The sequence below is a fragment of the Enterobacter sp. HNDS-6 genome, assembly GCF_039850505.1.
In the GTDB taxonomy this organism is placed as follows: Bacteria; Pseudomonadota; Gammaproteobacteria; order Enterobacterales; family Enterobacteriaceae; genus Enterobacter; species Enterobacter kobei.
This window is the reverse complement of the sequence record NZ_CP156673.1, coordinates 1,766,625-1,780,391: the sequence shown is the minus strand read 5'-3', so window position 1 is coordinate 1,780,391 and position 13,767 is coordinate 1,766,625. Positions and strand designations below refer to the sequence as shown.

Below are 13,767 nucleotides of genomic sequence, written 5' to 3'. Positions count from 1 at the left end.
CCGTCTACGATGAAGGCTATGGCCTTCATCGCCTAATCGAAGAGAATCGATGTGAAAGTACTTACCGTATTTGGCACCAGGCCGGAGGCCATTAAGATGGCACCTCTGGTTCATGCGCTGGCCAGCGATCCTGATATTGAAGCGAAAGTCTGCGTCACGGCCCAGCACCGTGAGATGCTCGACCAGGTCTTAACGCTCTTTTCCATTGTCCCGGATTACGACCTCAATATTATGAAACCGGGACAAGGATTGACGGAAATTACCTGCCGTATTCTGCAAGAGCTTAAACCGATCCTGGAGTCATTCCAGCCCGACGTTGTTCTGGTACATGGCGATACCACGACGACGATGGCAACAAGCCTGGCCGCTTTTTACCAGCGTATTCCCGTCGGCCATGTTGAGGCGGGCCTGCGTACCGGCAACCTTTATTCGCCGTGGCCAGAAGAGGCCAACCGTACGCTTACCGGCCATCTGGCAATGTACCATTTTGCCCCTACCGAGAACTCGCGTCAGAACCTGCTGCGCGAAAATATCGCCGACAACAAAATTTTTGTGACCGGCAATACGGTCATCGATGCGTTGATTTGGGTACGCGATCGCGTCCTGGCAAACAGCGATCTGCAGAAAGCGCTCGCAGCCCGCTATCCATTCCTGAATAACGGCAAAAAAACCATTCTGGTCACAGGCCATCGTCGCGAAAGCTTTGGCCGGGGTTTTGAGCAAATCTGTCACGCGCTGGCTGAAATTGCGGCGCAGAACGTCGATGTACAGATTGTCTATCCGGTCCACCTCAATCCTAACGTCAGCGAGCCGGTCAACCGCATCCTTGGCCATGTTGAAAACGTCCTGCTGATTGAACCGCAGGACTACCTGCCGTTTGTCTGGCTGATGAACCATGCCTGGCTGATCCTCACCGATTCCGGCGGCATTCAGGAGGAAGCACCGTCCCTCGGCAAGCCGGTGCTGGTGATGCGTGAAACGACTGAACGCCCGGAAGCGGTTAAAGCGGGTACCGTGCGTCTGGTCGGTACTGACGCGCAGCTCATCGTCGAAGAGGTGACGCGGCTTCTGCATGATGATGACGCATATCAGACAATGAGCCGGGCCCATAATCCGTACGGAGATGGCCAGGCTTGTGGTCGTATTTTGCATGCACTTAAACACAATCGGGTATCGCTATGAGTTTTACTACCATCTCTGTCATTGGTCTTGGCTACATTGGCCTGCCCACCGCGGCGGCGTTTGCCTCTCGTCAGAAACAGGTTGTCGGTGTGGATATCAATGCCCGGGCGGTGGAAACCATTAACCGCGGCGAAATTCATATTGTTGAGCCCGATCTGGACCGCGTGGTGAAAGAGGCCGTTGACGGCGGCTTCCTGCGTGCCAGCACGACGCCAGTGGAAGCGGATGCGTACCTGATCGCCGTCCCGACGCCTTTTAAAGGCGAGCACGAGCCCGATATGGTCTACGTCGAGGCGGCAGCGAAATCCATTGCCCCTGTGCTGACGAAAGGGGCGCTGGTGATCCTGGAATCGACCTCGCCAGTGGGCGCCACCGAGCAGATGGCGCAGTGGCTGGCCGACGCGCGTCCCGATTTAAGCTTCCCGCAACAGGCGGGAGAGCAGGCGGATATCAACATCGCCTACTGTCCGGAGCGAGTGCTGCCGGGCCAGGTCATGGTTGAGCTGATTAAAAACGATCGTGTTATTGGCGGTATGACCCCCGTCTGCTCGGAACGTGCCAGCGCCCTGTACAAAATTTTCCTCGAAGGCGAATGCGTAGTGACCAACTCCCGCACCGCTGAAATGTGCAAGCTGACGGAAAACAGCTTCCGTGACGTGAATATCGCCTTTGCGAATGAGCTGTCGCTGATCTGTGCCGATCAGGGGATTAACGTCTGGGAATTGATTCGCCTGGCGAATCGCCATCCGCGCGTGAACATTCTTCAGCCGGGCCCGGGGGTGGGTGGACATTGTATCGCCGTCGATCCGTGGTTTATCGTGGCGCAGAATCCGGCGCAGGCGCGTCTGATCCGTACCGCGCGCGAAGTGAACGACAGCAAACCTCACTGGGTGCTCAACCAGGTCAAAGCCACGGTCGCCGATTGTCTGGCAGAGAGCGGCAAGCGTGCCAGCGAGCTGAAAATTGCCTGCTTTGGCCTGGCGTTTAAACCCAATATTGACGATTTGCGCGAAAGCCCGGCAATGGAAATTGCCGAGATGATCGCCGGATGGCACAAGGGCGACACGGTGGTGGTTGAGCCGAATATCCATGAACTGCCGGCTAAACTGGCGGGGCACTGCACGTTGACGACCCTTGATGACGCGCTGGCAACGGCGGATGTGCTGGTGCTGCTGGTGGATCATAAAGAATTTAAAGCGACGTCTGGTGATACCGTGTATCAACAGTATGTCGTTGATACCAAAGGCGTCTGGCGTTGAGTGAACTCCACGGCGTGCTTGAATCCCTTGAATGGGAAAGCACTTTTTTTGCTCGCCCCTCGGCGATAGTGCGCTTGCGTGAGGATGCGCCTGCTCTGCAGGAAGCTGACTTCAGCGCCTGGCAGCGCGTGCAGGCTAAGATCCCGGCGGACCGCGCCGATTGGCTTGATGCGCTCCAGCAACACGGTTTTCAGCTGGTTGAAGGTGAGGCAGACCTGACTATTGCCCTTACCCGACACGATGCGTGCGGGGCGGAACTTGCAACGGAACAGGATATCCCTGTATTACGCCAGATGGCGGCTAAGGCATTTGCTCAGAGCCGCTTTCGTGCGCCCTGGTATGCACCTGATGACAGCGGACGCTTCTATGCCCAGTGGATTGAGAATGCGGTCAAAGGCACCTTTGACCACGTCTGTCTGGTATGTCGTGCCGCGGACGGTCAGATACAGGGATTCGTTTCGCTGCGTAAGCTCAACGAGCGCGAGGCGCGTATTGGCTTATTAGCCGGACGCGGTATGGGGGCAAAACTCATGCAGGCGGCGCTGCACTGGGCGCAGCAGCAGCAGAGTGTGACGCTGCGGGTGGCTACCCAAATGGGCAACACTGCCGCGCTTAAACGTTATATTGCGAGTGGTGCCAACATCGACGCCACCGCCTACTGGTTATACAGGTGACAAGATGATTCCATTTAACGCCCCCCCCGTCGTCGGTACGGAACTCGACTATATGCAGTCTGCCATGGGCAGCGGCAAACTTTGCGGTGATGGCGGTTTCACCCGTCGCTGTCAGCAGTGGATGGAGCAGCGTTTTCGCAGCGCTAAAGTGCTGCTGACCCCGTCCTGTACGGCATCGCTGGAGATGGCGGCACTGCTGCTGGATATCCAGCCCGGCGATGAAGTGATCATGCCGAGCTATACCTTTGTCTCCACGGCAAATGCGTTTGTCCTGCGCGGAGCAAAAATCGTCTTTGTGGATATCCGCCCGGATACCATGAACATTGATGAGACGCTGATTGAAGCTGCGATCACCGACAAAACGCGGGCGATCGTGCCGGTTCACTACGCGGGCGTAGCCTGTGAAATGGACACCATCATGGCGATCGCCAAAAAACACAACCTGTTTGTGGTGGAAGATGCCGCTCAGGGTGTGATGTCCACCTACAAGGGACGCGCGCTGGGCACTATCGGCCATATTGGCTGCTTTAGCTTCCACGAAACGAAAAACTACACGGCGGGTGGAGAAGGTGGCGCGACGCTGATCAACGACCCGGCGCTCGTGGAGCGTGCGGAAGTGATCCGTGAAAAAGGCACCAACCGCAGCCAGTTCTTCCGCGGTCAGGTGGATAAATACACCTGGCGCGATATCGGCTCAAGCTATCTGATGGCGGATCTGCAGGCGGCATATCTGTGGGCACAGCTGGAAGCGGCGGAGCGGATTAACCTTCAGCGCCTGTCCCTGTGGCAAACCTATTACGATGCACTTGAACCGCTGGCAAAAGCCGGGCGTATCGAGCTGCCAACGATTCCGGCTGATTGCGTTCACAATGCCCACATGTTCTACATCAAGCTTCGCGATAACGACGATCGCAGCCAGCTCATTGCCTGGCTGAAAGAAGCCGAAATTATGGCGGTCTTCCACTACATTCCGCTGCACTCGAGCCCGGCAGGCGAGGCGTTCGGGGTGTTCAACGGTGAAGACCGTTACACTACAAAAGAAAGTGAGCGTTTGCTTCGCTTGCCACTGTTCTACAACCTCGCGCCCGTTAACCAGCGTACGGTGATTAATACTCTTCTGAGTTATTTCGGCTGATATGTCGCTGGCAAAAGCATCGGTGTGGACCGCCGCGTCCACGCTTGTAAAGATTGGCGCCGGACTGCTGGTCGTCAAGCTGCTGGCCGTCTCATTCGGTCCTTCAGGCGTCGGGCTGGCGGGGAACTTCCGCCAACTGGTGACCGTCCTTGGCGTGCTGGCCGGGGCCGGTATCTTCAACGGTGTGACCAAATACGTTGCTCAGTATCATGATGATGCGGCTCAGCTTCGCAGGGTGGTGGGCACCTCCTCGGCGATGGTCACGGGTTTTTCGACCCTGATGGCGATTGTCTTTATGCTGGCGGCGGCCCCCATCAGTCAGGGATTATTTGGGCATACCCAGTATGAGGGGCTGGTGCGTCTGGTCGCATTGGTTCAGATGGGTATTGCCTGGGCAAACCTGCTGCTGGCATTGATGAAAGGCTTTCGTGATGCTGCCGGGAACGCGCTTGCGTTAATCCTGGGGAGCGTCATCGGCGTGATTGCCTATTACTTCTGCTACCGCCTGGGTGGCTATGAAGGGGCACTGCTCGGGCTGGCGCTGGTTCCGGCACTGGTTGTCGTTCCTGCCGCGTTTATGCTGATTCGTCGGGGCGTTATCCCTCTGAGCTACCTCAAACCGCAATGGGACAAAGTGCTTGCCAGCCAGTTGGGTAAATTTACCCTGATGGCGCTCATCACTTCCGTCACGCTGCCGGTGGCTTACGTGATGATGCGAAACCTGCTGGCGGCGCATTATAGCTGGGATGAGGTAGGGATCTGGCAGGGCGTAAGCAGTATTTCCGACGCCTACCTACAGTTTATTACGGCTTCCTTTAGCGTTTATTTGCTGCCAACCTTATCGCGTCTGACGTCCAGGCAGGATATTACCCGTGAGATTTTCCGCTCGCTGCGCTTTGTGCTTCCCGCCGTGGCGGCGGCCAGTTTTACCGTCTGGCTATTGCGCGATGTCGCCATCTGGCTGCTTTTCTCAGCGAAGTTTACCGCCATGCGCGATCTGTTTGCCTGGCAACTGGTGGGTGATGTGCTGAAAGTGGGGGCTTACGTTTTCGGCTACCTGGTGATTGCGAAAGCCTCGCTGCGGCTGTATATCCTGGCGGAGATAAGCCAGTTTGGGTTACTGACGGCATTTTCACACTGGCTAATACCTTCGCATGGTGCGCTGGGGGCGGCTCAGGCCTATATGGCAACCTATATCGTTTATTTCGCTGCCTGTTGCGGCGTATTTTTATTGTGGCGTAAACGCGCATGACTGCACTGATTCACATCCTGGGATCGGATATCCCACACCATAACCAGACCGTTTTGCGGTTCTTTAACGATGAACTGGCACCGGGTAACTCTGATGCACGTGAGTTTATGGTTGCAGGTCAGGATAAGGGCCTGAGCGAGGCATTTCCGGTGCTGACTCTTCGCTTCTGGCCGGACAAGGCCGCGCTGGCGAAGGCGGTCATTGCCAAAGCCAAAGCGAATCGCCAGCAACGTTTCTTTTTCCACGGGCAGTTCAATACCGGCCTGTGGCTGGCCCTGCTCAGCGGGGGAATCAAACCTTCCCAGTGCAGCTGGCATATCTGGGGGGCGGATCTCTACGAAGTCTCACGCGGCTGGAAATTCCGCCTTTTCTATCCCCTTCGCCGGATGGCACAGGGCAGGGTGGGCTGCGTTTTTGCCACCCGTGGCGATCTCAACTATTTTGCGAAACAGCATCCGAACGTGCGCGGTGAGCTAATCTATTTCCCAACCCGCATGGATCCGGCGCTAAATACCCTGGCGAATGACACGGTTCGTGAAGGCAAGCTGACGATTCTGGTGGGAAATTCAGGCGACCGCAGTAACGAGCATGTTGCCGCGCTGCGGGCGGTACACCAGCAGTTTGGCGACACGGTGAACGCGGTCGTGCCGATGGGTTATCCGGCCAATAACGACGCCTACATCAACGAGGTTCGCCAGCAGGGTCTTACGCTTTTTAGCCCTGAGAATCTTCAAATCCTCAGTGAAAAGCTGGCGTTTGATGAATACCTTACGCTGCTAAGAAAATGCGATCTCGGCTATTTTATCTTTGCGCGTCAGCAGGGGATTGGTACGTTGTGTCTGCTGATCCAGGCGGGGGTGCCGTGCGTGCTCAACCGTGACAACCCATTCTGGCAGGATATGGTTGAACAGCATATTCCGGTGCTGTTTACCTCCGATACGCTGAATGTCGAGGTGGTACGGGAAGCACAACGCCAGCTCACGCTGGTGGATAAAAACAGTATCGACTTTTTCAGCCCGAACTATCTCACGCCGTGGCACCGTGCGCTGCGTATCGCGTCAGGAGAGAAAGCATGAGTCAGTTGCAATTCAGCGGCTTACTGGTTGTCTGGCTTCTGAGCACGCTGTTTATCGCCACCCTCACCTGGTTTGAATTCCGCCGGGTGCGCTTCAACTTTAACGTATTCTTCTCGTTACTGTTTCTGCTGACCTTCTTTTTCGGCTTCCCGCTGACCAGCATTCTGGTCTTCCGGTTTGACGTGAGCGTCGCGCCGCCGGAAATCTTGCTCCAGGCGCTTCTGGCGGCGACCTGTTTCTATGCGGTTTACTACGTCACCTACAAAACGCGGCTGCGTTCAGCCAGGGCCACTGCATCACGCCGGGCGCTCTTTACTATGAATCGTGTGGAGACCCACCTGACATGGGTGATATTAATGGCTATCGCCCTGGTCAGTGTCGGGATCTTCTTTATGCATAACGGCTTCCTGCTGTTTAAGCTCAACTCCTACAGCCAGATTTTTTCGGCTGAAGTTTCGGGCGTGGCGTTAAAGCGATTCTTCTACTTCTTCATCCCGGCGATGCTGGTGATTTTCTTCCTGCGACAGGACAGTAAAGCGTGGCTGTTCTTCCTGGTCAGTACCGTCGCGTTCGGTATCCTGACCTACATGATTGTGGGCGGTACGCGCGCCAATATTATCATTGCTTTCGCTATCTTCTTGTTTATCGGCATCATCCGCGGCTGGATCTCGCTGTGGATGCTGGTGGCGGCAGGGGTGTTTGGCATTGTGGGGATGTTCTGGCTGGCGCTGAAGCGCTACGGGATGAACGTGGCGGGCGATGAGGCGTTTTACACGTTCCTCTACCTGACGCGCGATACCTTCTCGCCGTGGGAAAACCTGGCCTTGCTGCTGCAAAACTACGACAAGATTGATTTCCAGGGGCTTGCGCCGATTGTTCGCGACTTCTATGTCTTTATCCCGAGCTGGCTATGGCCGGACCGCCCTGGCGTGGTGCTCAATACCGCGAACTATTTTACCTGGGAAGTGTTGAACAATCATTCGGGTCTGGCGATCTCGCCAACGCTGATCGGCTCCCTGGTGGTGATGGGCGGCGGCTGGTTTATCCTGCCTGGTGCGGTTGTCGTAGGGCTGATTATTAAATGGTTCGACTGGCTTTACCTGCGCGGTATTGAAGAGACGAACCGCTACAAAGCGGCCATTTTGCACAGTTTCTGCTTTGGTGCCATTTTCAATATGATCGTACTGGCGCGCGAAGGCCTGGATTCATTCGTTTCGCGCGTGGTGTTCTTCATGGTCGTTTTCGGCATCAGCCTGTTACTGGCCAAATTGCTGTACTGGCTGTTTGACAGTGCAGGGCTTGTGCACAAGCGCGGGCAACAGGGCAGCACAACGCTGTCGCAAGTTTAAGAAAGGATAGTCATGACGGATAAAACTTCTGCACCGCGTTATGCGCTTCGTGGTTTGCAGCTTATTGGCTGGCGCGATATGCAGCACGCGCTGGATTTTCTTTTTGCCGATGGTCAGATGAAATCCGGTACGCTGGTTGCCATCAATGCAGAAAAGATGCTGGCGGTGGAAGATAACGCCGAAGTCAAAAGCCTGATTGAAGCGGCTGAATTTAAATACGCGGACGGGATTAGCGTGGTCCGATCTATCCGTAAAAAGTTTCCTGGCGCTAATGTTTCCCGCGTGGCGGGGGCCGATCTCTGGGAGCATCTTATGGCCCGCGCGGGCGCGGAGGGGACGCCAGTCTTCCTGATTGGCGGTAAGCCCGAAGTGCTGGCACAGACCGAAGAGAAGCTGCGTCGTCAGTGGAATGTTAATATTGTCGGCAGTCAGGATGGTTACTTTAAGCCTGAAGATCGGCAGGCCTTGTTTGCACGCGTTCGCGACAGCGGGGCAAAAATTGTCACCGTGGCGATGGGTTCCCCGCGCCAGGAAATCCTGATGCGCGACTGTCGGCTGGTCAGCCCGGATGCCCTGTATATGGGCGTAGGAGGCACCTACGACGTCTTTACCGGCCACGTTAAGCGTGCACCGACGGTCTGGCAAAATATGGGGCTGGAATGGCTCTACCGCCTGCTTTCACAACCCACACGCATTAAACGACAGATTCGTCTGCTTCGCTACCTCGCCTGGCACTACACCGGGAAAATGTAATCAAAATGTAGCGCGATATGCTGCTCGCGCTGCAACTCCCCTGCAAAACTGCTGATAATTTGTGCAATGCATTCATTTTTTTTATGCATCGTTTGCCATTTGGTCGATTTTAAGAAACCATTCGCTCCGTATTTTAGTCCCCCTAAAAAACAATACCCGGTATTAAGCCGGGAAACAGCAAACACAATCGAGGATCTATGGCAGAGAAACAACCGGAGCTACAGCGTGGGCTGGAAGCTCGTCATATCGAACTGATCGCGCTGGGCGGCACTATCGGCGTGGGCCTGTTTATGGGCTCCGCAAGCACCCTTAAATGGGCAGGCCCTTCCGTATTACTGGCGTATATCATCGCCGGGCTGTTTGTTTTCTTCATCATGCGCTCAATGGGCGAAATGCTCTTTCTGGAACCCGTAACCGGATCTTTTGCCGTTTACGCGCACCGTTATATGAGCCCGTTCTTCGGCTACCTGACAGCCTGGTCCTACTGGTTTATGTGGATGGCGGTGGGCATCTCTGAAATCACCGCGATAGGGGTCTACGTCCAGTTCTGGTTCCCGGACATGGTTCAGTGGATACCGGCGCTGATTGCCGTGGGGCTGGTGGCGCTGGCAAACCTGGCCGCGGTGCGCCTGTACGGTGAAATAGAGTTCTGGTTTGCGATGATCAAAGTGACCACCATCATCGTGATGATAGTGATTGGTCTGGGCGTGATTTTCTTTGGCTTTGGCAACGGTGGGCACGCCATCGGCTTTGGCAACCTGACTGAACACGGCGGCTTCTTCGCTGGCGGCTGGAAGGGCTTCCTGACAGCGCTGTGTATCGTGGTGGCTTCATATCAGGGTGTGGAGCTGATCGGTATTACTGCCGGTGAAGCGAAAAACCCGCAGGTCACGCTGCGCAGCGCGGTGGGCAAAGTGCTGTGGCGCATCCTGATTTTCTATGTGGGCGCGATCTTCGTTATCGTGACCATCTTCCCGTGGAATGAAATTGGCACGACCGGAAGCCCGTTCGTTTTAACCTTTGCGAAGATTGGTATTACCGCAGCAGCAGGCATCATCAACTTTGTGGTTTTGACGGCGGCACTCTCTGGCTGTAACAGCGGGATGTACAGCTGTGGCCGTATGCTCTACGCGCTCTCGAAAAATAACCAGCTACCTGCGGCGATGAGTAAAGTATCACGGGCGGGTGTGCCGGTTGCGGGGGTCGCGGTATCCATTGTGATTCTGCTGATTGGCTCATGCCTGAATTACATCATTCCTAATCCGCAGCGTGTGTTTGTTTACGTCTACAGTGCCAGCGTGCTGCCGGGTATGGTGCCGTGGTTTGTCATTCTCATCAGCCAGCTGCGTTTCCGTCATGCACATAGAAAAGCGATCGCCAGCCATCCGTTCCGCTCGATCCTGTTCCCGTATGCGAACTATTTAACGATGGCGTTCCTGATTTGCGTATTAATTGGAATGTACTTTAATGAAGATACCCGCATGTCGCTGTTTGTCGGGCTAATCTTCCTGGCGGCAGTGACGGCCGCGTATAAGCTTTTTGGCCTGGGTCGCCGCGCCACCACGCACAAAGTGGAGGAATAAGCGGCAAAATGTGCAAACCATAACCAAACGCGCATTTTTTTCAAAAAAGCACTAGACAGCGGGGACGGAGGTACGTAATATCCAGCCCCGCAACGGCGCTAAGCGCCCGTAGCTCAGCTGGATAGAGCGCTGCCCTCCGGAGGCAGAGGTCTCAGGTTCGAATCCTGTCGGGCGCGCCATTTTAGTCCCGGCGCTAGAGCTGCGGTGGTCTGAGAAGTAGTCAGTACCGCGTGAAAGAATACAGTGGTGGCTATAGCTCAGTTGGTAGAGCCCTGGATTGTGATTCCAGTTGTCGTGGGTTCGAATCCCATTAGCCACCCCATTATTGAAAGAGTTGTGAATTGCGAAGGTGGCGGAATTGGTAGACGCGCTAGCTTCAGGTGTTAGTGTCCTTAGGATGTGGGGGTTCGAGTCCCCCCCCTCGCACCACGACTTTTTAAATGAATTGAACTAAAAATTCAAAAAGCAGTACATCGGCGAGTAGCGCAGCTTGGTAGCGCAACTGGTTTGGGACCAGTGGGTCGGAGGTTCGAATCCTCTCTCGCCGACCAATTTTGAACCCCGCTTCGGCGGGGTTTTTTGTTTTCTGTGATGTTTCTTTCCTGTAGTGATTCCCCGACAGCGCCCTTTTTCAGTGTCGCGATTCAGCGACATGTAATCCGTTGAAAGTAATAAAAATATTTATTTAGGGGCTTTACTGTCTCTTTCTGACGACATATTTCTGCATTTAGCGATACGTTATGAAGCTTCAGACAGTGCTTAACAGCATAATTTCCTTTTATCTTAAAATGTTGCGTCATGTAAACGTTTTGCGTGTAACTCTGGCACGTTACGTGCAATAATATACGTGTAGATGCTCATTCCATCTCTTATGTTCGCCTTAGTGCCTCATAAACTCAGGAATGACGCAGAGCCATTTACGGTGCTTATCGTCCACTGACAGATGTCGCTTCGGCCTCATCAGACACCATGGACATAACGTTGAGTGAAGCACCAAATATGTTGTCTTACAGACCTGTTTTAACGCCTGCTTTTATAGCAGGCGTTTTTTTATGCCCATAAAAAAAGGAGGCCGTCTGGCCTCCCTGTGAATTACTGCTGCGTGCCGTTGTTCTGCAACGTCAACAGCAACCCATCTCGCCGCATGGCAGCAGCCTCTTCTGGCTTATGCTGTTTGTCGAGCGTATCGGCAAGCCACGCGTAGTCATAGGCGTCCGGACGCTGTTTCAGTGCCGCACGGAAGGCGAGGCTCGCCTCCTGCCATTCGCCGTGCTTCATCAGCGACTGGCCCAGCGTGCTCCACAGCAGCGGGCGGTCGCCGACGGTTTTGATCTGCTGACGCAGCACTTTCTCGACTTGCTCTGGGTTATTGGTTTTCAGGCGCGGGATCACCATGACCAGACGATCGTCGTACTGGCGCTTGAGACCGTCGAGGAGGATCTCCTGGGCGGTGTCATGATCGTCACATTCAATAAGATGTTCCGCCATCGCCACCTGCAGAGGAACCTGTTGACGCGTTTTCCGGCTCTGATTTTTCCACCAGGTCTTCAGGCCGTCGCTACCCAGGTCGGCGCGTGCCTGATCCATCAGGCCAATCCATGCCAGACGCTGAAGCTCGTCACGATGCTCGTCATCACCCACTTCGGCCTTCGCCATTGACGGAATGATGTCCAGCAGCGAGCCCCACGCACCGGTACGAATATAAGCCTGTTCGGCAAGACGCAGGACTTCAGGATGGCGGGGAGCAATTTCCAGCAGACGGTCAATGCCATGGCGCGCCGCATGGTTCTCATTGCGTGCCAGTTGCAGACGAACGCGGGTGATCTCCACCGGAATCGGGTCACCGGAAGCCAGTTCTGACGCACGTTCCAGATGCTGATTAGCACGGGCTTCATCACCGCGCTGCTGCGCTGCTTCGGCAGCCAGAAGATAGTTCACCACCGGCTGTTCTGCATGGTCGGCATTTTTCGACATCAGCTTTTCAACCTGCTGATAATCGCCTTCGGCGAGCTTAAGCAGCGCCTGCTCGGTTTGCTTACGCGCACGACGACGCTTGCGGCCAACGAACCAGCCGCGCGTATGCGCGCCGGTACGGAAAATACGGCGCAGGATCCATTCGACTGCCAGCAGCACCACGACGCCGAGGACCAGAATAATCACCAGACCCGTTACGCTGGTTTCGATGTTGTAATTATCGGTCTGGATCAGAACGTATCCCTGATGACCGGCAAGCATCGGTCCTAGGACGATCCCGGCGATCAACAAGATGAAGAGTAAGAGAACTTTTAGCATCATTACTCTCCTTGTGGCGCGCTTTCAGGCGCTGGCGCTGGCGCTGGCGCTGGTGCCGCTCCGCCTGTTTGCTCTGCCGGAACGCCCGGCTGTGCCAGCAGGTTACGCACGCGCGTCTGCATCAGTTTCTCCAGAATCGGCTGGCTGGCCAGCTTATCCGGTACGTTCATTGTGATGTTCTGCTGGCTCAGCTTGTCGATGTCTTCGAGGAAAGCGGTGGTCGTCGCGTCATCGGTATTGTAATACGCACGCACCCACGTCGAGACGTTATCCAGCGCCTGTTTGTAGGTCTCTTCCTGATGACGCGGCACAGCCTGAGCCGCCACCAGCAGGCGGGAACGGATGTTTTCGCGCAGATAGATATCCTGATTCGGCGCTAACAGCGGTACAGCGGTTTCATCGCGACGACGGATGGTGATAAAGCTGTCCATAAAGTTCTGCCAGCTTTTCTGCAGGTTAATGCGCCATTCGCTCAGAGAGCTGGAAAGCTCGGTACCGTCGGAATCCATGGGGGAGTCGTCGTCGTTGTTATCCGCCAGCTGCAGGTTATCAATCTGATTCGAAAGCTGGTTCACCTTGAGGATAATGCCGTCGTAATCCACCTGCGAAACGGCGGAAAGACTCGCGATATCTTCGGTGATCGCGCGACGTGCGGTAATGAGGCTGGGATCGTTCATGTCTGCCAGGCTTGCATCGGCGCTTTTCAGCAGTGCGGCGGCGGTGGTAACGTCCTGGTCGCTCCAGAGCTTACGCCCGGCGAGTTTTACGAGGAAATCGGCCTGAGAGAGCAGCCAGGTTTTGGCATCGGTACCGGAAATCGTGGCGACTTTCTGCTGTACTTCGTCCAGTTGTTTGGTCAGCTCTTGCTGTTTGCTGTTTGCCTCGGCCAGCGCGGCAGCCTGCTGCTTAATCACCGCTTCCAGCTCGGTTTTCTGCGTTTCCTGCGCTTTTTGCAGGGAGGTAAGCTGATTGACCAGCGTATCGCTGGTGGCCGTCTGGTTAGCGCCCTGTTGCTTCACAAGGCCGTACAGGCCAACACCTGCCGCCAGTGCAATGGCGATGGCAATTGCGCTCAGCGCGAGGCTGGTTTTGTTGCTGCCGTTTTTCTTCTCAGCGGTTTTCTCAGTCGTCTCTGGCTGTGGCGTGGTGTCCACAGTCTCCCTGGTCTCTTCAACCACGGCGGAGGATTTTTCGTGTTCCGTCATTATGGCT

11 protein-coding genes and 4 tRNA genes are annotated in these 13,767 nt (G+C 55.3%); 13 read left to right on the top strand and 2 right to left on the bottom strand.

Features of this window, described 5'->3' with window-relative positions; translation table 11 throughout:
• Window positions 1–51: 51 nt before the first annotated feature.
• From wecB to ABFI50_RS08285, 13 genes are all read left to right on the top strand, one after another.
• A complete protein-coding gene (gene wecB / locus ABFI50_RS08345) occupies window positions 52–1,182 on the top strand; it encodes a UDP-N-acetylglucosamine 2-epimerase (non-hydrolyzing) (protein ID WP_063434588.1) in 1,131 nt (376 codons plus the stop codon).
• Window positions 1,179–2,441 (top strand): UDP-N-acetyl-D-mannosamine dehydrogenase, encoded by a 1,263-nt coding sequence (gene wecC / locus ABFI50_RS08340; protein WP_180254139.1) that lies wholly within the window; start codon window positions 1,179–1,181, stop codon window positions 2,439–2,441. The genes wecB and wecC overlap by 4 nt, the downstream gene beginning before the upstream one ends.
• Entirely contained in the window at window positions 2,438–3,115 is a 678-nt protein-coding gene (rffC, locus tag ABFI50_RS08335; RefSeq protein WP_047027248.1) for a dTDP-4-amino-4,6-dideoxy-D-galactose acyltransferase, read from the top strand. The genes wecC and rffC overlap by 4 nt, the downstream gene beginning before the upstream one ends.
• A gap of 4 nt (window positions 3,116–3,119) precedes the next feature.
• The gene (gene rffA / locus ABFI50_RS08330) at window positions 3,120–4,250 is read left to right on the top strand and encodes a dTDP-4-amino-4,6-dideoxygalactose transaminase (RefSeq protein ID WP_063434590.1); all 1,131 of its coding nucleotides are present in this window, start codon (window positions 3,120–3,122) and stop codon (window positions 4,248–4,250) included.
• Window position 4,251: 1 nt separating this feature from the next.
• Window positions 4,252–5,502 (top strand): lipid III flippase WzxE, encoded by a 1,251-nt coding sequence (gene wzxE / locus ABFI50_RS08325; RefSeq protein ID WP_088127408.1) that lies wholly within the window; start codon window positions 4,252–4,254, stop codon window positions 5,500–5,502.
• Window positions 5,499–6,578, top strand: coding sequence for a TDP-N-acetylfucosamine:lipid II N-acetylfucosaminyltransferase (locus ABFI50_RS08320; protein WP_347485829.1), 1,080 nt, complete (start codon window positions 5,499–5,501; stop codon window positions 6,576–6,578). The genes wzxE and ABFI50_RS08320 overlap by 4 nt, the downstream gene beginning before the upstream one ends.
• On the top strand, window positions 6,575–7,927 hold the full coding sequence (gene wzyE, locus ABFI50_RS08315) for an ECA oligosaccharide polymerase (RefSeq protein WP_045135417.1): 1,353 nt from the start codon (window positions 6,575–6,577) through the stop codon (window positions 7,925–7,927). Before ABFI50_RS08320 ends, wzyE begins: the two co-directional genes overlap by 4 nt.
• 12 nt (window positions 7,928–7,939) lie before the next feature.
• Entirely contained in the window at window positions 7,940–8,680 is a 741-nt protein-coding gene (wecG, locus tag ABFI50_RS08310; RefSeq protein WP_023331579.1) for a lipopolysaccharide N-acetylmannosaminouronosyltransferase, read from the top strand.
• Window positions 8,681–8,877: 197 nt separating this feature from the next.
• On the top strand, window positions 8,878–10,263 hold the full coding sequence (locus ABFI50_RS08305; protein ID WP_063434593.1) for an amino acid permease: 1,386 nt from the start codon (window positions 8,878–8,880) through the stop codon (window positions 10,261–10,263).
• Between the two features lie 102 nt (window positions 10,264–10,365).
• Window positions 10,366–10,442 (top strand) — tRNA-Arg (locus ABFI50_RS08300).
• Window positions 10,443–10,509: 67 nt separating this feature from the next.
• Window positions 10,510–10,585, top strand: a tRNA-His gene (locus ABFI50_RS08295).
• 21 nt (window positions 10,586–10,606) lie between these two features.
• Window positions 10,607–10,692, top strand: a tRNA-Leu gene (locus tag ABFI50_RS08290).
• 45 nt (window positions 10,693–10,737) lie between these two features.
• Window positions 10,738–10,814, top strand: a tRNA-Pro gene (locus tag ABFI50_RS08285).
• Between the two features lie 541 nt (window positions 10,815–11,355).
• On the opposite strand, the gene hemY is transcribed toward ABFI50_RS08285, so the two are convergent.
• Together hemY and hemX are read right to left on the bottom strand one after the other, a co-directional pair.
• Window positions 11,356–12,555, bottom strand: coding sequence for a protoheme IX biogenesis protein HemY (gene hemY, locus ABFI50_RS08280; protein ID WP_032635138.1), 1,200 nt, complete (start codon window positions 12,553–12,555; stop codon window positions 11,356–11,358).
• A 2-nt stretch (window positions 12,556–12,557) separates the two neighbouring features.
• Window positions 12,558–13,760, bottom strand: a complete 1,203-nt coding sequence (hemX, locus tag ABFI50_RS08275; protein ID WP_201404803.1) for a uroporphyrinogen-III C-methyltransferase — start codon at window positions 13,758–13,760, stop codon at window positions 12,558–12,560.
• Window positions 13,761–13,767 lie beyond the last annotated feature (7 nt).

Bases quoted from the DNA above. Each gene is read 5' to 3' on its own strand.
- hemX (WP_201404803.1), bottom strand. From the start codon at position 13,760: ATGACGGAACACGAAAAATCCTCCGCCGTGGTTGAAGAGACCAGGGAG.
- ABFI50_RS08305 (WP_063434593.1), top strand. From the start codon at position 8,878: ATGGCAGAGAAACAACCGGAGCTACAGCGTGGGCTGGAAGCTCGTCAT.
- wzyE (WP_045135417.1), top strand. From the start codon at position 6,575: ATGAGTCAGTTGCAATTCAGCGGCTTACTGGTTGTCTGGCTTCTGAGC.
- wecC (WP_180254139.1), top strand. From the start codon at position 1,179: ATGAGTTTTACTACCATCTCTGTCATTGGTCTTGGCTACATTGGCCTG.
- hemY (WP_032635138.1), bottom strand. From the start codon at position 12,555: ATGCTAAAAGTTCTCTTACTCTTCATCTTGTTGATCGCCGGGATCGTC.
- wzxE (WP_088127408.1), top strand. From the start codon at position 4,252: ATGTCGCTGGCAAAAGCATCGGTGTGGACCGCCGCGTCCACGCTTGTA.
- rffA (WP_063434590.1), top strand. From the start codon at position 3,120: ATGATTCCATTTAACGCCCCCCCCGTCGTCGGTACGGAACTCGACTAT.
- ABFI50_RS08320 (WP_347485829.1), top strand. From the start codon at position 5,499: ATGACTGCACTGATTCACATCCTGGGATCGGATATCCCACACCATAAC.
- wecG (WP_023331579.1), top strand. From the start codon at position 7,940: ATGACGGATAAAACTTCTGCACCGCGTTATGCGCTTCGTGGTTTGCAG.